General features: G+C 61.7%; 22 protein-coding genes and 1 pseudogene. 16 read left to right on the top strand and 7 right to left on the bottom strand.

The annotated features are described in order from the left end of the window. The first annotated feature begins 305 nt into the window (after positions 1 to 305). Positions 306 to 1,619: a branched-chain amino acid transport system II carrier protein gene (gene brnQ / locus FW789_RS10585; protein WP_103436751.1), complete on the top strand. Its 1,314-nt coding sequence runs from the start codon at positions 306 to 308 to the stop codon at positions 1,617 to 1,619. A 199-nt stretch (positions 1,620 to 1,818) separates the two neighbouring features. Next, positions 1,819 to 2,583 (top strand): DUF599 family protein, encoded by a 765-nt coding sequence (locus tag FW789_RS10580; protein ID WP_207072706.1) that lies wholly within the window; start codon positions 1,819 to 1,821, stop codon positions 2,581 to 2,583. A 51-nt stretch (positions 2,584 to 2,634) separates the two neighbouring features. Here FW789_RS10580 and FW789_RS10575 read toward each other — a convergent pair whose 3' ends face one another. Next, positions 2,635 to 2,901: a hypothetical protein gene (locus FW789_RS10575; protein WP_103436753.1), complete on the bottom strand. Its 267-nt coding sequence runs from the start codon at positions 2,899 to 2,901 to the stop codon at positions 2,635 to 2,637. Between the two features lie 149 nt (positions 2,902 to 3,050). Here FW789_RS10575 and FW789_RS10570 point away from each other — a divergent pair, with 149 nt between their 5' ends. From FW789_RS10570 to FW789_RS10555, 4 genes are all read left to right on the top strand, one after another. Beyond that, positions 3,051 to 3,527: a PaaI family thioesterase gene (locus tag FW789_RS10570; protein ID WP_340612572.1), complete on the top strand. Its 477-nt coding sequence runs from the start codon at positions 3,051 to 3,053 to the stop codon at positions 3,525 to 3,527. Continuing rightward, the gene (locus FW789_RS10565) at positions 3,527 to 3,985 is read left to right on the top strand and encodes a PaaI family thioesterase (protein ID WP_340612573.1); all 459 of its coding nucleotides are present in this window, start codon (positions 3,527 to 3,529) and stop codon (positions 3,983 to 3,985) included. The genes FW789_RS10570 and FW789_RS10565 overlap by 1 nt, the downstream gene beginning before the upstream one ends. Positions 3,986 to 4,081: 96 nt before the next feature. After that, the gene (gene htpG, locus FW789_RS10560) at positions 4,082 to 5,989 is read left to right on the top strand and encodes a molecular chaperone HtpG (RefSeq protein WP_103436756.1); all 1,908 of its coding nucleotides are present in this window, start codon (positions 4,082 to 4,084) and stop codon (positions 5,987 to 5,989) included. Between the two features lie 74 nt (positions 5,990 to 6,063). Next, positions 6,064 to 6,810, top strand: a complete 747-nt coding sequence (locus FW789_RS10555; protein WP_207072707.1) for a dienelactone hydrolase family protein — start codon at positions 6,064 to 6,066, stop codon at positions 6,808 to 6,810. Here the strand turns inward: FW789_RS10555 and FW789_RS10550 are convergent. Next, positions 6,799 to 7,662 carry a pirin family protein gene (locus tag FW789_RS10550; protein ID WP_446431428.1) on the bottom strand — a complete coding sequence of 288 codons (864 nt, stop codon included), beginning with the start codon at positions 7,660 to 7,662 and terminating at the stop codon, positions 6,799 to 6,801. The two genes, FW789_RS10555 and FW789_RS10550, sit on opposite strands and share 12 nt — an antisense overlap. A 114-nt stretch (positions 7,663 to 7,776) precedes the next feature. Here FW789_RS10550 and FW789_RS10545 point away from each other — a divergent pair, with 114 nt between their 5' ends. Continuing rightward, on the top strand, positions 7,777 to 8,781 hold the full coding sequence (locus tag FW789_RS10545; RefSeq protein WP_103436758.1) for an amidohydrolase family protein: 1,005 nt from the start codon (positions 7,777 to 7,779) through the stop codon (positions 8,779 to 8,781). 78 nt (positions 8,782 to 8,859) lie between these two features. On the opposite strand, the gene fabB is transcribed toward FW789_RS10545, so the two are convergent. The 5 genes and pseudogenes from fabB to FW789_RS10520 all read right to left on the bottom strand — a co-directional run bounded on the left by fabB (position 8,860) and on the right by FW789_RS10520 (position 15,344). After that, positions 8,860 to 10,080 carry a beta-ketoacyl-ACP synthase I gene (fabB, locus tag FW789_RS10540; protein ID WP_101318171.1) on the bottom strand — a complete coding sequence of 407 codons (1,221 nt, stop codon included), beginning with the start codon at positions 10,078 to 10,080 and terminating at the stop codon, positions 8,860 to 8,862. An 11-nt stretch (positions 10,081 to 10,091) separates the two neighbouring features. Then, positions 10,092 to 10,607 (bottom strand): 3-hydroxyacyl-[acyl-carrier-protein] dehydratase FabA, encoded by a 516-nt coding sequence (gene fabA / locus FW789_RS10535; RefSeq protein ID WP_101318173.1) that lies wholly within the window; start codon positions 10,605 to 10,607, stop codon positions 10,092 to 10,094. A gap of 227 nt (positions 10,608 to 10,834) precedes the next feature. Further along, positions 10,835 to 12,343 (bottom strand): annotated as a pseudogene (locus FW789_RS10530) (ATP-binding protein); the annotation flags it as partial. Then, positions 12,340 to 13,230 (bottom strand): ABC transporter substrate-binding protein, encoded by an 891-nt coding sequence (locus tag FW789_RS10525; RefSeq protein ID WP_446431427.1) that lies wholly within the window; start codon positions 13,228 to 13,230, stop codon positions 12,340 to 12,342. The pseudogene FW789_RS10530 and the gene FW789_RS10525, both read right to left, overlap by 4 nt. Beyond that, complete coding sequence (locus FW789_RS10520; RefSeq protein ID WP_446431426.1) at positions 13,230 to 15,344, bottom strand: TonB-dependent receptor plug domain-containing protein; 2,115 nt, start codon at positions 15,342 to 15,344, stop codon at positions 13,230 to 13,232. Before FW789_RS10520 ends, FW789_RS10525 begins: the two co-directional genes overlap by 1 nt. 185 nt (positions 15,345 to 15,529) lie before the next feature. Here FW789_RS10520 and FW789_RS10515 point away from each other — a divergent pair, with 185 nt between their 5' ends. The 9 genes from FW789_RS10515 (at position 15,530) to kdpF (ending at position 21,716) form a co-directional block, all read left to right on the top strand. After that, positions 15,530 to 16,555 carry an NAD(P)H-dependent glycerol-3-phosphate dehydrogenase gene (locus FW789_RS10515; protein WP_446431425.1) on the top strand — a complete coding sequence of 342 codons (1,026 nt, stop codon included), beginning with the start codon at positions 15,530 to 15,532 and terminating at the stop codon, positions 16,553 to 16,555. 26 nt (positions 16,556 to 16,581) lie between these two features. Continuing rightward, a complete protein-coding gene (locus tag FW789_RS10510) occupies positions 16,582 to 16,923 on the top strand; it encodes a DUF4389 domain-containing protein (RefSeq protein ID WP_103436762.1) in 342 nt (113 codons plus the stop codon). Next, positions 16,920 to 17,378, top strand: a complete 459-nt coding sequence (gene sixA / locus FW789_RS10505) for a phosphohistidine phosphatase SixA (protein ID WP_446431424.1) — start codon at positions 16,920 to 16,922, stop codon at positions 17,376 to 17,378. Before FW789_RS10510 ends, sixA begins: the two co-directional genes overlap by 4 nt. Before the next feature lie 96 nt (positions 17,379 to 17,474). Then, positions 17,475 to 17,816 carry a hypothetical protein gene (locus FW789_RS10500; RefSeq protein ID WP_103436764.1) on the top strand — a complete coding sequence of 114 codons (342 nt, stop codon included), beginning with the start codon at positions 17,475 to 17,477 and terminating at the stop codon, positions 17,814 to 17,816. A gap of 102 nt (positions 17,817 to 17,918) precedes the next feature. Continuing rightward, on the top strand, positions 17,919 to 18,707 hold the full coding sequence (locus FW789_RS10495; protein WP_446431423.1) for an alpha/beta fold hydrolase: 789 nt from the start codon (positions 17,919 to 17,921) through the stop codon (positions 18,705 to 18,707). Beyond that, on the top strand, positions 18,704 to 19,558 hold the full coding sequence (locus FW789_RS10490) for an alpha/beta hydrolase (RefSeq protein ID WP_446431422.1): 855 nt from the start codon (positions 18,704 to 18,706) through the stop codon (positions 19,556 to 19,558). Before FW789_RS10495 ends, FW789_RS10490 begins: the two co-directional genes overlap by 4 nt. A 109-nt stretch (positions 19,559 to 19,667) precedes the next feature. Further along, a complete protein-coding gene (locus FW789_RS10485) occupies positions 19,668 to 20,450 on the top strand; it encodes a DUF4892 domain-containing protein (protein ID WP_207072713.1) in 783 nt (260 codons plus the stop codon). A gap of 12 nt (positions 20,451 to 20,462) precedes the next feature. Continuing rightward, positions 20,463 to 21,512 (top strand): AI-2E family transporter, encoded by a 1,050-nt coding sequence (locus FW789_RS10480; protein WP_103438732.1) that lies wholly within the window; start codon positions 20,463 to 20,465, stop codon positions 21,510 to 21,512. A gap of 114 nt (positions 21,513 to 21,626) precedes the next feature. Then, on the top strand, positions 21,627 to 21,716 hold the full coding sequence (kdpF, locus tag FW789_RS10475; RefSeq protein WP_101318193.1) for a K(+)-transporting ATPase subunit F: 90 nt from the start codon (positions 21,627 to 21,629) through the stop codon (positions 21,714 to 21,716). The last annotated feature ends 9 nt before the right edge of the window (positions 21,717 to 21,725 follow it).

The following is a 21,725-nucleotide window of genomic DNA, read 5'->3' as shown; positions in this document are numbered from 1 at the left end:
TAGACCCCCCACGCGCACAGAGGCCACCTTCGGGTGGCCTTTGTCGTTTCAGCAGCACTGCAAGTCAGCCCACCGGGGCTGTCGTTCATAACCGCGACAGCCAATTGCATTGGCGAGACACCTCGTCAGCCAGCCGTGCAGTCGGGGTGCAACTTGGTTACACTGTCGCCCACTTTCGTGTCGGCGCCCCAAAAGGGTGCGGGTATGTCAAAAAGGTCTGTCCCACCCGGACGGTCCCATATTTCCCTCATCCAAGGGGAAATCCCTCTCTAAATCCCGATTTCAGTAGTGTGGTATTTCCTTAAATGAAAGTTCTCAAAGGCCAGGATATTCTGGCGCTTGGCTTTATGACGTTTGCGCTGTTCGTCGGCGCCGGCAACATCATCTTCCCGCCGATCGTTGGCTTGCAGTCAGGCCCGCACGTGTGGATGGCAGCCTTGGGCTTCCTCGTCACTGCAGTAGGCCTGCCGGTCATCACCGTGGTTGCCCTGGCCAAGGTCGGCGGCGGCATGGACGCGTTGAGCAGCCCGATCGGCAAGTTCTTCGGTGGCCTGCTGGCGGCGGTCTGCTACCTGTCGGTTGGCCCGCTGTTCGCCACCCCGCGCACGGCGACGGTGTCGTTCGAAGTGGGCGTAGCCCCGTTGACCGGTGAAAGCCCGCTGGCATTGTTCATCTACAGCCTGGTGTACTTCATCATAGTGCTGGCAGTGTCCATGTACCCCGGCAAGCTGCTCGATACAGTGGGCCGCTTCCTTGCACCGCTGAAGATCCTCGCCCTGGCGGCCCTGGGTATCGCTGCGTTTGCGCTGCCTGCCGGGACCATCGGCGAAGCACAGCCGGCTTACGTTGCCGCGCCGTTCTCGCAGGGTTTCATCAATGGCTACCTGACCATGGACACCCTCGGGGCGCTGGTCTTCGGTATCGTCATCGTCAACGCGATCCGCTCGCGTGGCGTCGAGTCGCCAAAGCTGATCACCCGCTATGCAGTCATCGCCGGTCTGATCGCCGGGTTAGGGCTGGCACTGGTGTACATCAGCCTGTTCCGCCTCGGTGCCGGCAGCCATGACATCGCCGCTGATGCTACCAACGGCGCGGCCGTGCTGCATGCCTACGTGCAATATACCTTTGGCTCACTCGGCAGCGGCTTCTTGGCGGTGTTGATCGCGTTGGCCTGCCTGGTGACTGCGGTTGGCCTGACCTGCGCCTGCGCCGAGTACTTCAGCCAGATTCTGCCGCTGTCGTATCGCACGCTGGTGGTGATCCTTGCCGGTTTCTCGCTGGTGGTTTCCAACCTTGGCCTGACCAAGCTGATCATGTTCTCGATCCCGTTGCTGACGGCCATTTATCCACCGTGCATCGTGCTGGTGGCGCTGAGCTTCTGCAAAGGCATCTGGAACTCGCCGGTGCGTATCATGGGCCCAGTGATGGCCGTGTCGTTGCTGTTCGGCATTGTCGATGCGATCAAAGGCACGCCGCTTGCCCATATCCTGCCGGATGTCCTGGCGCATCTGCCGCTGAGCGATCAAGGCCTGGCGTGGTTGGTACCTTCGGCGCTGACCCTCGGCGTGGCGGTGCTTTGCGACTGGATGCTGGGCAAGCCGCGCGAGGCGCTGGCGTGAGGTACTGACAGCCCGCTGCAAGCGCTGGCCACAAGCCGCTGCTGCGCTCGCCCAGGCTGGTCATAAAAAACCCCGGGTCCGTGAGGATCCGGGGTTTTTTATGGCAGGCTCCAGGTTTTGTGACGCGGTGCGTGTCTTTTGCCACATTCGGGCGTCGAAACCGATATCCTTTTGTGCACCTGAACGGTCGAGAACCTGCATGAGCTTTATTCAAAGCAACCTGATCAACCTGTTGGCAGTCTGCTGGTTTGCCCTGTGCTGGGGTGGTTACACCCGCTACGCAATCTGGAAGGGCCGCGATACGGCCTGCCTGGCCAGCGTTCTGCACCTCTATCGGGAAGACTGGATGCGGCGCATGCTGCTGCGCGACAACCGCATTGCCGATGCCAGTGTGATCGGCAACCTTGAGCGCAATGCATCGTTCTTCGCTTCCAGCACGTTGATCATCCTTGCCGGTATCCTCACGGTGCTGGGGGCGTCGGACCGCGCCGTATCGCTGCTGGCCGACCTGCCGTATGTGCAGGTGGCTTCGCAGGGCATGTCGGAAGTGAAGCTGTTGGGCCTGGCGGCGGTGTTCGTCTACGCCTTCTTCACCTTCAGCTGGTGCATGCGCCAGTACAACTTTGCAGCGGTGCTGGTGGGCTCGGCGCCGATGATCGGCGAGCGCCTGGTCAACGAGCTTGAGCGCAAGGCATTTGCCGCGCGGGCAGCACGGGTGCTGTCACTTGCGGCCAACCAGTTCAACTTGGGCTTGCGCGCCTATTACTTCGGCATGGCCATGTTGACCTGGTTCATCAACCCGTGGCTGTTCATGGTCGTCAGCTTGGGCGTAGTGCTGATTCTTTATCGCCGCGAGTTCCACTCCGATGTATTGGAAGTGATGGTGTTCACGCCGACTGAAAGTGTCCCTAGTGACGCGCCGAAAGAGCCGACCGCGGTGTTGACTGAAACGGTTAATCGTTAAACTTCAGGCATAAAAAAACCCGACAATGTCGGGTTTTTTTGTGTGCTGCGATTACGGCTTGACTGGTGCAGTCGGGGCCGGCTCGCCTTTGTCAGCAGCTTCTTCAGCTGCTTTTTGCTGCGCTTCAGCCTGGTCTTTGGCAGCTTCGGCGTTTTCCTTGGCAGCTTCATTCATCTTATCCTGAGCTTCGCCCGCTTTATCCTGGGCTTGCTCGGCGTGTTCCTGTGCATCTTGAGCCTTGTTTTCGCTTGCCTTGTCGCAAGCAGCCAGGCCCATGGCAGCAGCCAGCATCAGAGCAAAAGCAAAAGGTTTACGCATGGGGTGTCTCTCCTTGGGTGGAATAACTTGCTTGAACCTTCGAGTTCAAGTGCACGAAATTAGTTCCACAGAGATTACAGATATATAAGTGCGCGTCCACTCTGGAATTTTCAACGCGCTTGTGCTGTCACGCCAACGAGGGCTTAACGGTGATCGATTCGTCTCTGATGGCTATGGCTGAACGCTTTCTGTCGGCACTCCGGCATTGCCAGTTATTGAACATGCGCGTGCATCAAGCTGATGCCGGCGGCATGACCCTGGTGCTGCCTTGGTCGCCGCTGCTGGTTGGCAATCCACAGACCGGTGCAGTCCATGGCGGCGCGCTGACCACGTTGATGGATACCACCTGCGGCATGGCCACTTTGTGTTCGTTGGCGCAGTTCGAAGTGTGCCCGACCCTGGACCTGCGCATCGACTATATGCACCCCGCCGAGGCCGGCAAGGATATCTACGGCCACGCATACTGTTATCGCGTAACCCGCGATGTGATTTTCACCCGTGGCATGGCGTATCAGGATGACCCCGAGCAGCCTATCTGCCAGGTGGTGGGGACTTTCATGCGCCTGGGTCAGCAGGCCAGGGGTGGTATCCGCTTTGCTGGCAAGCTTGATGGAGGGCAGGGCTGATGATTCCGGCAGACGTTCGCCAGCGCCTCAATCAGGCCCACGCTGTGGGTGATTACGCACCACTGCTGTCATTGATTCCTTATGCAGGGCTCATCGGTATCGAGTGCGAGCGCCAGGGCGAGCAGCTGTTGTTCCGCTTGCCAGCCAGTGCCGACAATGTCGGCAATCCGCTGTTGCCGGCCATTCATGGTGGTGTCATCGCAGGTTTCATGGAGCTCTCGGCGGCGCTCTATCTGCTGGTCTACAGCGAAAGCACGAGTATTCCGAAAATCATCGATTTCTCCATCGACTACCTGCGTGCCGGCTATGTGCGCGACACCTACGCCAGCTGCCAGCTCTGGCGCCAAGGGCGGCGGGTGACCAATGTCGCGATCAGTGCCTGGCAGGACGATCGCAACCTGCCGATCGCCATGGCCCGTGCTCATTTCAAGATCGAACCGGAAAAGCCCTTGAAATAGTCCGCCATGCCCCCATCTGTTGGACATCCCGCCGTAAACGCCGGCCACCGCGGCCTGCCAGGCGACCATTGCCATCAGATCGGAGTTTTGAAGACCATGAGTGTGGAGACACAAAAAGAAACCCTGGGCTTCCAGACCGAGGTAAAGCAACTGCTGCACCTCATGATCCACTCGCTGTACTCGAACAAGGAAATTTTCCTTCGCGAGCTGATTTCCAACGCCTCCGACGCCGCTGACAAGCTGCGTTTCGAAGCCCTGGCCAAGCCGGAGCTGCTCGAAGGCGACGCCGACCTGAAAATCCGCGTCAGCTTCGATGCCGAGGCCGGCACCGTGACCCTGGAAGACAACGGCATCGGCATGAGCCGTGAAGATGTCATTGCGCACCTGGGCACCATTGCCAAGTCCGGCACTGCCGATTTCATGAAAAACCTCAGCGGCGACCAGAAAAAGGATTCGCACCTGATCGGTCAGTTCGGCGTGGGCTTCTATTCGGCGTTCATTGTCGCCGACCAGGTCGACGTCTACAGCCGTCGTGCGGGCCAGCCAGCCGCTGAAGGCGTGCACTGGTCGTCGAAAGGCGAGGGCGAATTCGAAGTTGCCACCATCGACAAGCCACAACGCGGCACGCGCATCGTTCTGCACCTGAAGAAGGAAGAACAGGAGTTTGCTGACGGCTGGCGCCTGCGCAACGTCGTGAAGAAGTACTCCGACCACATTGCCCTGCCAATCCAGCTGCCTAAAGAACAGGCCGAAGCCGCTGAAGGCGAAGCCGCACCTGCGCAGGAATGGGAAACCGTCAACCGCGCCAGCGCCCTGTGGACCCGTTCGCGTACCGAGGTCAAGGACGAGGAATACCAGGAGTTCTACAAGCACATCGGCCATGACTTCGAAAACCCGCTGGCCTGGAGCCACAACAAGGTCGAAGGCAAGCTCGAATACAACTCGCTGCTGTACGTCCCGGCCCGCGCGCCGTTCGACCTGTACCAGCGCGAAGCGCCGCGTGGCCTGAAGCTGTACGTGCAGCGTGTGTTCATCATGGACCAGGCCGAGTCGTTCCTGCCGTTGTACCTGCGTTTCATCAAGGGCGTGGTTGACTCCAATGACCTGTCGCTGAACGTTTCGCGCGAGATCCTGCAGAAAGACCCGATCATCGACTCGATGAAAACCGCGCTGACCAAGCGTGTGCTCGACATGCTCGAGAAGCTGGCGAAGAACGAACCCGAGCAATACAAGGGCTTCTGGAAGAACTTCGGCCAGGTCCTCAAGGAAGGCCCGGCAGAAGATTTCGCCAACAAAGAGAAGATCGCCGGCCTGCTGCGCTTTGCTTCAACCCACGACGACAGCGGCGAGCAAAGTGTGTCGCTGGCTGACTACCTGGCCCGTGCCAAAGAAGGCCAGGACAAGATCTACTACCTCACCGGCGAAACCTACGCGCAGGTCAAGAACAGCCCGCACCTTGAGGTCTTCCGCAAGAAAGGCATCGAAGTGCTGCTGCTGACCGATCGTATCGACGAGTGGCTGATGAGCTACCTGAGCGACTTCGACGGCAAGAGCTTCGTCGATGTTGCCCGCGGTGACCTTGACCTGGGCAAGCTGGATTCGGAAGAAGACAAGAAAGCCCAGGAAGAAGTCGCCAAGGAAAAAGAAGGTCTGGTCGAGCGTCTGAAAGCTGCGCTGGGTGACAGTGTTGCTGAAGTGCGTGTCTCCCATCGCCTGACCGACTCGCCAGCCATTCTGGCCATCGGTGAGCAGGACCTGGGCCTGCAGATGCGTCAGATCCTCGAGGCCAGCGGGCAGAAAGTGCCGGACTCGAAGCCTATCTTCGAATTCAACCCGGCTCATCCGCTGATCGAGAAACTCGATCACGAGCAGAGCGAGGATCGTTTCGGCGAGCTTTCGCACATCCTCTTCGATCAGGCTGCCTTGGCCGCTGGCGACAGCCTCAAGGACCCTGCGGCGTATGTGCGTCGCCTGAACAAGCTGCTGGTCGAGCTGTCTGCTTGAGATAAGCGCTGAATAAGCCCGCTTCGGCGGGCTTTTTTATTACGGTCTTTTGTACCAGGACAAGGAGAAGCTTGATGAGCAAAGCAATCGTCGAATCGTTGGTCTATCACCACGCCGGCAAGGCTTACGAGAGCCGCTTGGTATACGCCCCAGGCGCAGAAGCAAAACCTGCTCTGCTGATGGCGCCGAACTGGATGGGCATCGGCGAAGGTGCCGAGCGCATTGCCAGGGAAGTCGCCGAGAAGGGCTATGTGGTGCTGATCGCCGACCTCTATGGGCAGTTGGTGCGGCCGACCAATGCAGATGAAGCGGGCGCCGCCATGATGCCGCTGAAAAACGATCGTGCTGAGTTGCGCAAGCGCATGCATGCCGCCCTAGCTCAGTTGCTGGGGCAGTCCAAGGCGCAGCTGGCGCCGGGCAAGGTGGCGGCGTTCGGCTTCTGTTTTGGTGGTTGCTGTGCACTGGAGCTGGCCCGCAGTGGCGCTGATCTGAAAGCCACTGTCTCCTTCCACGGCACCCTCGACACACCTGATAGCGCCGATGCCGGCAACATCAAAGGTTCGGTACTGGTGCTGCACGGCGCCAGCGATCCACTGGTACCCCGCGAGCAGCTACCTGCCTTCGAGCAGGAAATGAACGCGGCCAAGGTCGATTGGCAACTGGTCAGCTACGGCGGTGCGGTGCATTCGTTCACCGACCCGGCGGCAAACGTACCGGGCAAGATGCAATTTGACTGGCGCACCTCACACCGCGCGTTCAAGGCCATGCACAATCTGCTCGAAGAAGTGTTCAAACCGGATCCTGCTCAGCTAGCGGGGTAACTCGATCCGCTGGGTTTCTCCGGCTACCACTGGCCATTGCCCGGCTGCCCAGTTGGCCCGTGCCTGTTCGATCAGTGCCGGGTCGCTGGCAACAAAGTTCCAGTTCATCCGCCGCGGCCCATCCAGCGGCGCGCCGCCGATCAGTGCCAGTTGGCATTCACCTTGCGCGTACAGCGTCAGTTCCTCGCCTTCTGGCAGCACCAGCAAGCTGTGCGGCTCGACCGGCTCTTCATCGAGCAACACCTCGCCCTCCATTAGATACAGCGCACGCTGGGTATGTTCAGTGGGGATCAGCAGGCTAGTTGCCGGTTGCATGCCGATGTGCGCGTACAGGGTAGGGGAGAGCACCGGTACCGGCGACTCAAGGCAAAAGCCTCGACCGGCAATCATACAGATACGCACTCCCAGGGTGTCGCTGACCGGCAAGCTCGTTGCGCAGTGATGGCTGTAGTTGGGCAGTGCCTGCTCGTGTTCCCGCGGCGCCGCCAGCCACACCTGCAGCCCATGCAGGCGTGAGCCGCTTGCGACCAGCTCGGCCGGCGTGCGCTCGACGTGGGCCACGCCACGACCGGCGCTCATCCAGCTGACCTCGCCAGGCCGCACACGTTGATCAGAGCCAATGCTGTCCTTGTGCAGCAGTTCGCCTTCGAAGAGGTAGGTCAGGGTGGCCAGACCGATGTGTGGATGTTGGTGGATATCCATGCCACTGCCCGCAGCGTAGTCGGTTGCGAGCATGTGGTCGAAGAACACGAACGGGCCGACGCTGCGGCACTGCGCTGAGGGTAGCAGCCGCAGAATGGGCTGGCCCGCGATGGTTTCGGCGCGTGGGCGGATGATCAATGGGCGGCTCATGCAAGGCTCCAGGCACAGGGCTGAGGCTGCAAGCATAGCGATTTGCCAGCCATTGCTGAACCGTGGCCGTCAGGCGCGGGTCTACTCTGTTCGAATCAGCTCAAGGAAACTGCCATGATCGCCAGAGCACTGGCTGCGGTGCTGGTCTCGGGCCTGCTGTGCCACGCGGCGCAGGCGCGCGACTACCGCTACAGCGATGCCCATCTGCATTACGTCGACTTTTTCCAGGAATCCGAGGGCATGCCGGCCCTGCTTGCGGCGATGGACAAGGCCGGTATCGATCAGTCGATGATTTCCGGGGTGTCAGTGGCGAAGAAGTGGCACGAGGACGAACCCAAGCGCCCGCGCTACTACGCCGGTGATGATGCCGATGCCTACTGGTACAGCGCCACTGACGTCTATGTGGCGGCCGCATTGGAAAAGCTGCCGGCCGAACAGCGCAAGCGCTTCCATCCATTCCTGACCGGCTTCAATCCGGTCGACAAGAATGCAGCCAGCCACATCGAGCGTATGCTCGAGCTGTATCCGGGAATGTGGCAGGGCATCGGCGAGGTGTTCACCCGCCATGACGACCTTACTGCGCTGACCAGCGGCGATACGCCGAGGGCCAACAACGAGGCCATGACACGGATTTATCACCTGGCTGCAGAACGTGACCTGCCCGTGCTGATCCACTCCAACATCACCTCCAAGCGCGAGCGCAACCCACTGTACCTGGCCGAGCTGGAAGAGCCCCTGCGCAACCATCCGCACACACGATTCATCTGGGCGCATGCCGGTACCAGCATGGAGATTCATCGCCATCAGACGCAGATGGACTTCCTCTTGCCGGTAGTAACGCGATTGTTGAAGGACTATCCTAACCTGTACATCGACTTGTCCTGGAGTGTGCTCGAGCCGTATCTGCTCGACGAGGCAGGCAAGCCGCGTAAGGCCTGGGTCGAGTTGGTCGAGCAGTACCCTGACCGGTTCATGTTGGGTTCGGATGTGGTTGGTCGGTTCGACAGCCTGGGCAAGGAGCTGCATGGCTTCGATCCATTCCTGGATGCTTTGAGCGAAGAGGTGGCGCACAAGGTGGCGCGGGACAACTTCCTGGCGGTGCTGCCCAAGGGGCACTGAGCCGCGCCAGGCAACGCAAACGCCGAAAACAAAAACGCCCCGAACCAGTCGGGGCGTTTTCAGTGCAGCAGTCAGGTCTTACTTGCCTTCCCAGCGCTTGAGCACCAGGGTGGCGTTGGTGCCGCCGAAGCCGAAGCTGTTGCTCATGACGGTGTCGATCTTCGCGTTTTCGATGGTTTCACGCTGGATCGGCAGGTCAGCAACTTCCGGGTCCAGCTCATCGATGTTGGCGGAGCCGGCGATGAAGTTGTTTTCCATCATCAGCAGGCAGTAGATCGCCTCGTGCACGCCAGCGGCGCCCAGCGAGTGGCCGGACAGGCTCTTGGTCGAGCTGATCTTCGGTGCCTTGTCCTTGAACACTTCACGCACACCTTTCATCTCGGCAACGTCGCCGACCGGAGTCGAGGTGCCGTGAGTGTTGAGGTAGTCGATTGGTGTATCAACGGTCGACAGCGCCTGCTGCATGCAGCGGATCGCGCCTTCGCCGCTTGGAGCGACCATGTCGTAACCGTCGGAAGTTGCACCGTAGCCGACGATTTCAGCGTAGATCTTGGCACCGCGGGCGAGGGCGTGTTCCAGCTCTTCGACCACGACCATGCCGCCGCCGCCAGCGATGACGAAACCGTCACGGTCGGCGTCGTAGGCGCGCGAAGCCAGCTCAGGCGTTTCGTTGCGCTTGGTCGACAGGGCGCCCATGGCATCGAACAGGAACGACTGGCTCCAGTGCTCTTCTTCACCGCCACCGGCAAAGACAATGTCCTGCTTGCCCCACTGGATCTGCTCCAGAGCGGTACCGATGCAGTGTGCGCTGGTAGCGCAGGCCGACGAGATCGAGTAGTTGATACCCTTGATCTTGAACGGCGTGGCCAGGCACGCGGAAACGGTGCTGCCCATGGTGCGGGTAACCCGGTACGGACCGACGCGCTTGACGCCTTTCTCGCGCAGGGTGTCCAGCGCTTCCATCTGGTTCAGGGTCGATGCGCCGCCGGAGCCTGCTACCAGGCCGGTGCGTGGGTTGGAAACCTGCTCTTCGCTCAGCCCCGAATCCTTGATCGCGTCCTGCATCGCCAGGTAGGCGTAGGCAGCGGCGTGGCCGACGAAGCGGAACACCTTGCGGTCGATCAGTTCTTCGAGGTTCAGGTCGATGGAACCGGAAACCTGGCTGCGCAGCCCCATTTCCTTGTATTCCGGGTTGAAACGAATGCCCGGACGGCTCTTGCGCAGGTTTTCGGTGACGGTCTCTTTGTCATTGCCCAGGCACGATACGATGCCCAGACCAGTGATAACGACGCGGCGCATGCGAATAACCCTTAGAAATTGTCAGTGGAGGTGAACACGCCGACCCGGAGGGCTTCGGCCGTGTAGATCTCGCGGCCGTCGACACTGACCGAGCCATCGGCGATGGCCATGTTCAGCTTGCCTTTCAGGACGCGCTTGATATGAATGTTGTAGGTGACTTTCTTCGCAGTAGGCAACACCTGGCCGAAGAATTTCACTTCGCCAGAGCCCAGCGCGCGACCGCGCCCCGGCAAGCCCTGCCAGCCGAGGAAGAAGCCGACCAGCTGCCACATGGCATCGAGGCCCAGGCAGCCCGGCATGACCGGATCACCTTCGAAGTGACAGGCAAAGAACCACAGGTCTGGAGTGATATCCAGCTCAGCGACCAATTCACCTTTGCCGAACTTGCCGCCTTCCTCGCTGATATGCGTGATGCGATCAACCATCAACATGTTGGGGGCGGGCAGTTGCGCGTTACCTGGGCCGAACAGCTCACCGCGACTGCAGCGCAGCAGGTCTTCCCGAGTAAAGGCGTTTTGTTTGGTCATGCGAGCTCCTCAATAATCCCCATGCGGCAGGGGATGAATCTTCCCGGCCATCCCTGAGCACCAACGGGCTCAAGGCGGCAGCCTACAGATAGACTATTGCGTTGTGGTGAAAGTCACAGTGATCCTGGTAAATGAGTACAGGTGTTCACTGAAACCGGTATTTTCAGGCCCAGCGGCGCGCCTGTCCAGCATTAAGACTGCCGCACTTTAACATTTATCGCCAGTCACGGCTGTCTGGCCGGGTGGCTGGCGGCCGCAAGCGTCAGCGGTATTTCCAGGGTGAACGTCGAGCCCCGCCCCGCGCGGCTCTGTGCGTGCAGGCGGCCGCCCATGCGCTCTGCCAGGCTTCGCGCGATGGCCAACCCCAACCCGGTGCCGCCGTAGCGGCGCGAGATCGAACTGTCGGCCTGCTGGAAGGCAACGAACATGCTTTCCATATGCTGGTCGTCGATGCCGATGCCGGTGTCGCGAACCGCGCAGGTGAACCATAGCCCACCCGTATCGGCCAATTGCCAGCGCGGCTCGATTTCGACCCTGCCTTGCTCGGTAAATTTCAATGCATTGCCAATCAGGTTGAGCAGGATTTGGCGAATCCGCGTCGGGTCGCCATAGACGCGCATGTGCTCGGCGCCAGCGGGCAACTGCAGGTGCAAGCCCAGGCCACGCTGCTGGGCGCTGTGCTGGAAGGCTTGCACACTGCTGCTGATCAGTTCGCCAAGGCTGAATTCGATGTGTTCCAGCTCAAGCTCGGTGCGCTCGATACGCGAGAAATCGAGGATGTCATTGATGACTTTGAGCAGATGCCCAGTCGATTCACTGGCGACAGAGGTGTACTCGGCCTGCTCGACGGTCATCTGGGTGGTTTCCAGTAACTGCAGCATGCCAAGCACGCCGTTCATCGGTGTGCGCAACTCGTGGCTCATCATCGCTAGAAAGTCCGACTTGGCGCGGTTGGCCTGTTCGGCTTCCTCGCGCGCCTGGGTCAGTTGCGCGATTGCCTGACGCTGCTCCTGGCTGGCCTGCTCAAGGGCGCTGGCGAGGTTGTTGATGTGCCGTGCCAGGTTGCCCAGTTCATTGTCATCGACCACCGGCACCGGGGTATTGAAGGTGCCTTGCTGAATCGCCTTGACGGCAAGCCCCATATCGCTGATCGGCTCGGCCAGGCTGCGTGCCAGGCGCCGCGCCACCAGGAACGTGAAGAGCAGGGCAAACAGGGCGAGGATGCCGGCCTTGATCACAATCTCCTGCTGGCGCTGGTTGAAGGCATCGTCCGACATGCCGACGATGACCCGGCCCAGGTAATCATCGGTGATGCCCGGCAAGGTGGTCTTGGTGGGTGGCAGGAAGTCACTGTCCAGGCGAATCTGCTGCAGACGGATCGGCGCCTGGAACACCTCGACCCGCTGTGCGCGGTTGGCGCTCTCATCGGCCTGCTCGACGTACACCAGAATATTGTTGCGACCGTCCTGAACCTCGAGGAAGCGCACATGGGGGATACTCAAAGTGGCGCGCATCAGGCTGTCGAGCACTTCATTGTTGCCTGAGATAACCCCGTATTCGGAAGCCGGGGCCAGCTGATTGGCGATCAGTTGCCCGGTGTGATTGAGCTCCTGACGCAAATCCTGAATGCGCACGAAGGTGAAGAAGCTGATCAGCAGCAGCGTCAGCAGCAGGGCCGGCCCCAGGCTGATGATCTGGGTGCGGGTATGGATATCCCAGCTCAGGCGTTTGCTCATGGGGTGGACTCTCCTGCGGCCAGGGCCAGTGCAGCGGCCTGCGGGTCGATCGGTTCGAGGCCCAGCGCGCGCGCCACCTGTTGGTTGCCGCTGACGCCGTAATGGGCGGGATACAAGCTGCGTGGCCAGCGAGCTGGCGGCTGATCGAGCAATTGATCGAGCACTGCCAGCCAGTCGTCCTGGTCGCTGTAGGTGCTGGCCAAGGCGCCGGCACGGACAAAGCCGGCGTTGGGGCCGATCAGCGCCATTTGCCGGCCGTAGCTACTGAGCAAGACGTTTTTCGCGGTCTTGGCGTTATACAGATCAGGGTCATCCAGGCCGAGCAGTACGTCGCTGTCAGCCAGCACTTGCTGTAGCGGGCGGCTGTCGCGCAGGTCTGGCCAGTGCTGGGCAACGATCTCAAGCCCCAGTGGCCGTGCGGCCTGGCGCAACTCACTGAGCAAAAAGTGGCTGTGCTGGCCATAGAGCACGCCGATTCGCCGTGCCTGCGGCATCAGCAAGCGGGTCAGGCGCAACTGCCGGGCCAGCGGCGGATCGTTCCAGAGCAGGCTCAGGTAGCTCGGGCGATCAGCCCCCAGCAGTTGTTCGGCCTCGACGCGGCTGACCCGCATGAGCAACGCGCGCGGCCCGGCGGATTCGCTCATGCGCCATTGCAGCGCGGCGCGGTCGAGCAGGATCAGGCGCAGGTCACGCGGCAGTTGGCTGGGTGGTGGCAAGCTTGAGACGGGTTGGAAACGCACCTGATCATTGCCACGGCGAACTTGCAGTGCCTGGGCGAAGCTGCGCATTCCAGCCTGGTCGCTGGCGCCGACTACCAGCACCTCATTGGCCGACAGTGTCGCCAGTGGCCACAGGCAGATCAGCAGCAGGCCGAGCAGGCGCGCCATCAGAACTCCAGCTCCGCGCTGACGCTCAGGCGCTGACGACTGTCGTAGCGGTTCTGCGCGAGGGTGATCGGTTCATCGTCCAGACGCTGCTGCCACAGTGCGGCCAGCTCAAGGTTGCTGCGCCGAATGCGCAAGCGCTTGGCCAGGCGCAGGTCAACCCGCTCATAGCGATACTGGTTAAGCGCGTCATCGCCGTAGTAGAACAGCGCACTCGACCAGCCATCGCCCCAGTCGCGCAACCAGCCGGCAGAGCCGCTATTGCGCGCACTGGCTTCGCTGTCGTTGCGGTTGCTGGCCCAGGCGTCGACATAAGCGTAGGTCAGGCGCAGCCGGTCACGCTGGCCAAGGCGCCAGTCGAGTTGCAGCTCACTGCCGCTGAAGCGGGCCTTGTTGCTGTTACTGGCGATGTACTGGTTGTTGCGCAGCGGCTCGCTGATCATGCCGCTGATTTCGTCGTAGAAGACCTTCAGGTCAAGGTTCAGACCGATTTCGCTGAAGCTGCCGTTGTAGCCCAGTTCACGCGAGCGCATCCGCTCCTGATCGAGATCGCCCGGGCCGCGGGTCTTGACGAAGTACTCGCCCCTGCCCAGACCAGGCTGATAGGGGCTGAGGTTATTGACCGTATAGCTCCAGTTGACGTTGTTCTCGAACATGTCGGGTGAGCGCACTGCTTCGGAATACACCGCGCGCAGGCCATGACGCGGGGTGATCAGGTAGTTGACCGCCAGGCGCGGCGTCAGCGAGCTGCCGGACAGGCGGCTGTCCTCGAACATGGTTCCGCCCTGGATGATCCAGTGCTTGTCGGCGCGCCATTCCAGCTGGCCGAACAGGCGCCAGGTCTGGTCGCTCAGGGTGCCATTGAAATAGGTCTGCGAGTCAGCCTGGTCATAGCGAAAGTTGGCGCCGCTGAGCAGGCGCAGGTTGTCGGTCAGGCTCAGGGTGTCCTGGATTTCCAGGTCGTAGCGGGTTTCCCGGGTGCTTTGGTCGACATCACCGCACACGACCTGGCTGCCGCCCTGGCTGTCCCATTGGGTCTTGACCTGATCGCGCAGTGCCTGCAGCGCAGGATTGTTGTTGGCCGGTGGGTTGACGATGTTGCGGGCGACCTGTTCGGCGTAGTTCGAGTCGAGCTGCCACAGTCGAGTCAGGGCTGGGCTGAACGACAATGCCGCATCGCAGGCACGCCACACTTGCTGGCGGTCGAAGTGCTGCGCCGAGCCCTGTACATAGAGACTGTGCTGGTCATTGAAATCAATGTTCCAGCGCAGCGAGCCAGCGTAGTCCTTGGCCTTGACGTCTGCGTTGTTGCCACGGGCGGTGACGTAGGGAAACACCGGCTGATAGGTGTAGGGGCGCTGATTGCTGCCTTCCTTGGCCGCCAGTTGCCACTCCAGCGTTTGGTTGCTCGCCAATTGCTGCAGCACGCTCAGGTTGATCCGGTTGAGCCGGCGGCTGTCGCGGTAGTCAGCGCCCGACTGGTCGTGATCGAAGCCGTCATCCTCCTGGCCGGACATTGACAGACGCAGGTCGCCGCCCTCCCAGCCCAAGCCCTGGCTGGCGTAAAAGTCGTTGACGCCATCCGCCCCGCGGCTCAGCTTGAGGCGCGTGCCCTGGCTGTCGGCAGGGCTTCGGGTGAGGATGTTGACCACCGCCATCAGGGCATTGGCGCCATAACTGACCGTGTTTGGCCCGCGAAACACCTCGATCCGCTCAATATCCTCAAGTGCTACCGGGATATCGCTCCAGTCGACGGTGGCCAGGCCTGCGCGGTACACCGAGCGGCCGTCGATCAGCACCTGCATGCGCCGCGCCTCGCTGACGTTGCTGCCATGGTAGTTGACCGTCGGCTGGTTGCTGGCGCTGTAGCCGATCATCATGCCCGGCACCAGCCGCAAGAGCTCGGGGATGTCGCGGGCGCCGCTGGCGCGGATCAACTGGCTGTCGAGCACAGTCATGCTGCCCGGTACGCCGGCTGCAGATTGTTTAAGTCGAGTGGCAGTGAGAACTTGCGGCAGGTCCTGGTTGTCAATAAACAGGTCGTCGGCCACAGCTGGCCCGCCAAGCAGGGCAGTCAGTAGTAGCAGGCGAGGGAAGGGCGGCGTGCCAGACAACACGTTACAGCCTTGTTTCAGCAGGAAACGCGCATGTTAACCGACCGCAGAGGTTTTTCCAGCAGCCCATCCATGCTGGCTACGCCGTCGAGCGGGTAACAGGCTGACACTGCGTGCCTCTGGTTATGCCGCATCTGGCCCGTATAATGCGCCTGTCGCCACTCAACTTTGGCTTTAACGGACTGGATATGACTGAACAGCAACCTGTTGCAGTTCTTGGAGGCGGCAGCTTCGGCACCGCCGTGGCCAACCTGCTGGCCGAAAACGGCAACCCTGTGCGCCAGTGGATGCGCGATCCGGACCAGGCGCAAGCGATGCGCGTCAACCGCGAAAACCCGCGCTACCTCAAAGGTATCCGCTTGCAGGACGGCGTCGAGCCGGTCAATGACCTGGTGGCCACCCTGCAAGCTGCACAATTGATTTTTGTTGCGCTGCCATCCAGCGCCTTGCGCAGCGTCCTGGCGCCGCATGCCGCGCTGCTGCGCGGCAAGTGCCTGGTGAGCCTGACCAAGGGCATCGAGGCGCAGAGCTTCAAGCTGATGAGCCAGATTCTCGAAGAAATCGCCCCCGAGGCGCGTATTGGGGTGCTCTCCGGGCCCAACCTTGCGCGCGAAATCGCCGAACACGCACTGACCGCCACGGTGGTCGCCAGCGAAGACGAAGCGCTGTGCCTGAGCGTGCAAGAGGTACTGCACGGGCGCACCTTCCGCGTCTATGCCAGTGCCGACCGATTCGGTGTCGAACTGGGCGGCGCACTGAAAAACGTCTATGCGATCATTGCCGGTATGGCCGTGGCGCTGGGCATGGGTGAAAACACCAAGAGCATGCTGATCACCCGCGCGCTGGCCGAAATGACTCGGTTCGCCGTCAGCCTGGGGGCCAATCCGATGACCTTCCTCGGCCTTGCCGGAGTCGGTGACCTGATCGTCACCTGCTCGTCGCCGAAAAGCCGCAACTACCAGGTCGGCTATGCGCTGGGCCAGGGTTTGTCGCTGGAAGAAGCGGTGAGCCGGCTGGGCGAAGTGGCCGAGGGCGTGAACACCATCAAGGTGCTCAAGGCCAAGGCCGATGACGCCCAGGTGTACATGCCACTGGTAGCCGGGCTGCATGCGATCCTGTTCGAAGGGCGCACCTTGAATCAGGTCATCGAACACCTGATGCGCGCCGAACCGAAAACCGACGTCGACTTCATTTCTACCAGCGGTTTCAACTAAACGCTGAGCACAGCAAGGAGCAATACATGAGCGATACCCCCGAGCGCGTGGAGCGCGAATCGATCATCCTGCGGGTGCTGTGGATGCTCGTGTTCCTGGTGGTCTGGCAGTTGGCCGAATTGCTGCTGGCCGGCCTGGTGCTGGTGCAGCTGATCTACCGTCTGGTATACGGCGCGCCGAGTGCCAGCCTGATGAACTTTGGCGACAGCCTGAGCCAGTTTCTGGCGCAGATCGGCCGCTTTGGCACCTTTCACAGCGATCGCAAGCCGTGGCCGTTTTCCGATTGGCCAACCCCACGCGCACCCGAGGGGGAGGCGCCACACGCGCCCGCGCCCCATCCGGTGCGTGATGAGGAGCCCAAACTGTGAAACTGTGGATCCTGCGTCACGGCCAAGCCGAGCCACGCGCCAGTAGCGATGCCGAACGGCGCCTGACCAGCCACGGCCGCGAGCAGGTCCTGTACAGCGCAGCGCGGCTGCTGGGGCAACCACTGCAAGCGATTCTGGTGAGCCCTTACGTGCGTGCTCAGCAAACCGCTGCATTGGTGCAGGAAACCCTCGATTTTGCTCAGCCGCTGCGTACGGTGGTCTGGCTAACCCCAGAAAGCAGCGTGCGGGAAGCCATCGCCGAGCTTGAACAATTGGGCTTTGAGCACGTCTTGCTGGTCAGCCACCAGCCGCTGGTAGGCGCATTGGTCGGCATGCTTGAACACGGCCATCTGCAACAGCCGGCAGCCATGAGCACCGCCAGCCTGGCCGAGCTGGAAGGGGACTGGCCGTTGCCTGGATTGATGTCACTGAAAGCCTTGAGTCATCCCGGCTAGCCTGCGGCAACTGGCATTTTTGCCAGTTGCCTGGGCGTTCGGCTGATTGCTAGCGTTGATCGCCTGAGAGTCGAACCGTGTAACAGGGAGTAGTGGATGAGTAGTCGACGTCTTGAATTGGTGAGCTCGGTGAGCCCACAGCGGGTGCTGGACAAACTGAACGAGCATGGCGTACCGGACTTTGCCGAGCACCGTTTGCTGCAGGATTGCGCGGATGCCAGCTTCAATCGCCTGCTGGGCAAGTGCGAAGGCCAATATGAGCTTGAGCAACTGCGCCAGGCGAGCATTCGTATGGCGCATCTGCTGCAGACCTGCTGCCTTGCGCTGCGCCGCTCCAAGCTCGAAGAAGCAGACAAGGCCCAGGCTCGCGAGGCACTCGAGTATCAATTGGCCTACATGCAGGCGTGCCTGCGCCGGTCGATGGCCAGCTTCGATTGAACCGGCGATGACCTGAACGCCCTTGGCGATGACCTATCCGGACGTTGCCGCCGCCGCTGCGCTTGCCGACAATGGGCAATCTTTTCGTGAGAGCAGGCGGCCATGTCGCAGCAAATCTTCTTCGCCCATGCCAATGGCTTCCCTTCGGCCACCTACGGCAAGCTGTTTGCTGCGCTCGCGCCGGACTATCAGGTTCAGCATCTGCTCCAGCACGGCCACGACCCGCGCTTCCCGGTCGATGACAACTGGCTCAACCTGGTCGATGAACTGCTCCACCATCTGGCCCAGCAGCCAGGGCCGGTGTGGGGTGTTGGCCATTCTTTGGGCGGGCTATTGCACCTGCACGCGGCGCTGCGTTGCCCGCAGTATTACCGCGGCGTGGTCATGCTCGATTCGCCAGTGTTGACCCGCGCCGATCAGTGGCTGCTGCGCACGGCCAAACGCTTTGGCTTCATCGACCGCATTACCCCGGCCGGGCGTACCCTGAACCGCCGCGCTGTGTTTGCTGATCGGGACAGTGCGCGGGGCTACTTCACTGACAAGACGCTGTTCCGTCATTTTGACCCAGACTGCCTCGAGGCCTATCTGGAGCACGGTCTGGAAGCCGCTGACGGGGGACTGCGCCTGCGCTTCGATCCTGCCACCGAGATCAGCATCTATCGCAGTATCCCGCACTTGAGCCCGGCACCGGCGCGCCAACTGCAGGTGCCGCTGGCCATGGTTCGCGGCGATCGCAGCCGGGTGATCCGCCGCCATCACGCCTTTGCCGTGCGCAGCATGCCGCTGGGCGAATACCACAGCGTGCCGGGCGGGCATATGTTCCCGCTGGAGCGCCCCGCTGATACCGCCAGCTTGATCAAAGGACTGTTTGATCGTTGGGGGCAGCCATGAGCGCGCAGGTCGAGGAAATCCGGCTCAATCTGGGCCACATCGAATTGGCGGCACATCTGTTTGGCCCGCAGGATGGCGAGCCGGTGATCGCGCTGCACGGCTGGCTGGACAATGCCAACAGCTTCGCCCGGCTGGCGCCGCTGCTGCGCGGGTTGCGTATCGTTGCGCTGGATCTGGCTGGCCATGGTTATTCGGACCATCGCCCGGCGGGTGCCAGCTATGCGCTGGCCGATTATGCCCACGATGTCGTGCGGGTTGCCGAGCAGCTCGGCTGGCAGCGCTTTGGCCTGCTTGGCCATTCGCTGGGCGCAATCATTTCGGTGCAGCTGGCCGGAGCGCTGCCACAGCGGATCAGTCGCTTGCTGCTGATCGACGGCGTGCTGCCGCCTACCGGCGCCGAGCAGGATGCTGCGCAGCGGCTGGGCATGGCCCTGCAGGCGCAGTTACGTCTGGACAGCAAACGCAAGTCGATCTATCCGAGCCTCGAACAAGGCATCGAGGCGCGTATGAAGGGTATGGTCGCGGTCAGCCGCGAAGCCGCCGAGCTGCTCGCCCAACGCGGCCTGATGCCGGTGCCGGGCGGCTACAGCTGGCGCAGCGACAGTCGTCTAACCCTGCCGTCGCCAGCGCGCCTGAGTGAGGCGCAGGCCATGGCCTTTGTTCAGCACATCGAATGCCCGACCTGCCTGGTGGTTGCGGCGGATGGCATGCTCGCGCGGCACACGGCACTGCTGGAGCAGCTACCCTTCGAGCAGGTGCGCCTGCCTGGCGGTCATCACTTGCACCTGAACGACGAGCAGGGCGCGACCCTTGTCGCAGACTGTATCAATCGCTTCTGCGGGTTTTCTTGACTTGCTCCGGACAAGTGCCGAGGCTTGGCAGGTTGAACAGGGAGACAACCATGGACATGCCTGACATTTACCCCCTCGCCACCCACGCCGCCAGCGGCAAGGGAGGCCGATGAGTATTCGAATTCTCGTTGCCGGCTGTCTGGGCCTTGCCAGCCCGCTGTTGTGGGCCGGCAGCCTGCCGGTACCGCTGGACGCCAAGATAGTCGATCAGCGCCCGGCGCTGGAGCAGGAGCGGGTTTATCCACTTGGCCCGTTGCGCAAGATCAGCGGCCGTCTGCGGGTTGACGACAAGGTCGAGAGCCGCGGCCAGGTCAGCTCGGTGACCTACCAGTTGCCCGCCGAGCGCACCGCACGCGAAGCCTTTACCAGCGCCCGCGAAGCACTGCAGGAGGAGGGCGGTTATCCGCTGTTCTGGTGTGAAAAACGCGACTGCGGCGAAGCCAGCCTGTGGGCCAATGAGGTGTTCAAGAACGCCAGGCTCAACGGCGGCGATGAGCAGCAGGCGTTTATCCTGCTGCGCCGCGCGGCCGAAGAAGCCGATACGTTGGTTGCCTTGTACAGCGTCACTGCGGGTAACAAGCGGGTTTACCTGCATGTCGAGGAATTTGTTGCCGAGTCGCCGCTGGGCGAGCTGCTGCCGACCTCGGCCACGGTCATGCGTGAGCTGCGCGACACCGGCAAGCTTGACTATCCTGACCTGACGGCACCGTTGCCGGCCTGGGTGACCCTGCTCGGTCGCAGCCTGAATCTGGACAGCACTTTGCGGGTCAGCCTGAGTGGCAAGCAGGCTGAAGATTGGCGCGAGCAGTTGATCAAGATGGGCGTACGCGCTGCACGGCTGGAGGTCGGCACTGCCGAGACCGAGGGGTTGCATCTGGAATTGATTCGTTAAGTGAGTGCACCTGTGGCCAACAATGATCGCCTGCTAGTACAGATTCTGCTGTTGGCGCTGCTGGGCGCCGGCTTGTGGGTAATGGCGCCGTTCATCTCGGCGCTGCTGTGGGGGGCAATCCTGGCGTTTGCCAGCTGGCCGCTGATGCGCCTGCTCACCCGTTGGCTGGGCGGACGTGAAACCCTGGCTGCGGCGGTGCTGACCACCCTGTGGATTCTGATCGTGGCGCTGCCACTGGTGTGGCTCGGCTTCAACCTGGCTGATCATATTCGCGATGCCACGGCGGTTATCCGCGATGTGCAGGTCGACGGTCTGCCCGAGGCACCGGCCTGGCTGGGCAGCATTCCGCTGGTCGGTGAGCGCCTGCTGACCTGGTGGAACTCCCTTGACCAGCAGGGCGCGGCGCTGCTGGCATCGGCCAAACCATACTTCGGCCAGGTCGGCAACTGGCTGCTGGCGCGCAGCGCGCAAATTGGCGGCGGTGTGCTCGAGCTGTCGCTGAGCCTGGTCTTTGTATTCTTCTTCTACCGCGACGGCCCGCGGCTGGCGGCATTTGTCCTGCGCCTGCTGCAACGGCTGATCGGCGAGCGCGCCGAGTACTACCTGGAACTGGTCGCCGGCACCGTGCAGCGCGTAGTCAACGGCGTGATCGGCACGGCGGCGGCGCAAGGCCTGCTGGCGATGATCGGTTTTCTCATCGCTGGCGTGCCGGGGGCGATTGTGCTCGGTCTGGTGACCTTCATGCTCAGCCTGATTCCGATGGGGCCGCCGTTGGCCTGGCTGCCCGCCACCGCGTGGCTGGTGTGGCAGGGGCACTACGGCATGGCAGTGTTTCTCGGTATCTGGGGCACCTTCGTCATCAGCGGCGTGGACAACGTGCTCAAACCGTACCTGATTAGCCGTGGCGGCAATCTGCCGCTGGTGATCGTGCTGCTCGGGGTATTCGGCGGCCTGATCGCGTTTGGCTTCATCGGCCTGTTTATCGGCCCTACCCTGCTCGCCGTGGCCTACAGCCTGTTGCTGGACTGGAGTCGCAGCACTCAGCCGAGCGTGCAGCCCTAGCAGGCTTTACGCTTTCTTTATGCGCTGAACCGGCGCTCGCTCTCGTTCCTTTACGGCCATCCCCCGGACAATCCTCGCAAAGCGGCCCACGCCGCATTCCGGGGAGATTGGCTCATGTACATGCTTGAAGGCGTGTCACTGCTCTTGGCAGTGGCGTTGGCGGTTTACCTGCTGGTCGCGCTGTTGCGCGCCGACCACAGCTAGGGAGCGGCC

Source organism: Pseudomonas sp. 1121_17 (assembly GCF_052850745.1).
This window is presented reverse-complemented; position numbering and strand designations above follow the sequence as displayed.

Bases quoted from the DNA above. Each gene is read 5' to 3' on its own strand.
- htpG (WP_103436756.1), top strand. From the start codon at position 4,082: ATGAGTGTGGAGACACAAAAAGAAACCCTGGGCTTCCAGACCGAGGTA.
- FW789_RS10580 (WP_207072706.1), top strand. From the start codon at position 1,819: ATGAGCTTTATTCAAAGCAACCTGATCAACCTGTTGGCAGTCTGCTGG.
- kdpF (WP_101318193.1), top strand. From the start codon at position 21,627: ATGTACATGCTTGAAGGCGTGTCACTGCTCTTGGCAGTGGCGTTGGCG.
- FW789_RS10555 (WP_207072707.1), top strand. From the start codon at position 6,064: ATGAGCAAAGCAATCGTCGAATCGTTGGTCTATCACCACGCCGGCAAG.
- FW789_RS10525 (WP_446431427.1), bottom strand. From the start codon at position 13,230: ATGGCGCGCCTGCTCGGCCTGCTGCTGATCTGCCTGTGGCCACTGGCG.
- brnQ (WP_103436751.1), top strand. From the start codon at position 306: ATGAAAGTTCTCAAAGGCCAGGATATTCTGGCGCTTGGCTTTATGACG.
- FW789_RS10495 (WP_446431423.1), top strand. From the start codon at position 17,919: ATGTCGCAGCAAATCTTCTTCGCCCATGCCAATGGCTTCCCTTCGGCC.
- fabA (WP_101318173.1), bottom strand. From the start codon at position 10,607: ATGACCAAACAAAACGCCTTTACTCGGGAAGACCTGCTGCGCTGCAGT.
- FW789_RS10545 (WP_103436758.1), top strand. From the start codon at position 7,777: ATGATCGCCAGAGCACTGGCTGCGGTGCTGGTCTCGGGCCTGCTGTGC.
- FW789_RS10565 (WP_340612573.1), top strand. From the start codon at position 3,527: ATGATTCCGGCAGACGTTCGCCAGCGCCTCAATCAGGCCCACGCTGTG.
- FW789_RS10500 (WP_103436764.1), top strand. From the start codon at position 17,475: ATGAGTAGTCGACGTCTTGAATTGGTGAGCTCGGTGAGCCCACAGCGG.
- FW789_RS10575 (WP_103436753.1), bottom strand. From the start codon at position 2,901: ATGCGTAAACCTTTTGCTTTTGCTCTGATGCTGGCTGCTGCCATGGGC.
- FW789_RS10515 (WP_446431425.1), top strand. From the start codon at position 15,530: ATGACTGAACAGCAACCTGTTGCAGTTCTTGGAGGCGGCAGCTTCGGC.
- fabB (WP_101318171.1), bottom strand. From the start codon at position 10,080: ATGCGCCGCGTCGTTATCACTGGTCTGGGCATCGTATCGTGCCTGGGC.
- FW789_RS10550 (WP_446431428.1), bottom strand. From the start codon at position 7,662: ATGAGCCGCCCATTGATCATCCGCCCACGCGCCGAAACCATCGCGGGC.
- FW789_RS10510 (WP_103436762.1), top strand. From the start codon at position 16,582: ATGAGCGATACCCCCGAGCGCGTGGAGCGCGAATCGATCATCCTGCGG.
- FW789_RS10485 (WP_207072713.1), top strand. From the start codon at position 19,668: ATGAGTATTCGAATTCTCGTTGCCGGCTGTCTGGGCCTTGCCAGCCCG.
- FW789_RS10490 (WP_446431422.1), top strand. From the start codon at position 18,704: ATGAGCGCGCAGGTCGAGGAAATCCGGCTCAATCTGGGCCACATCGAA.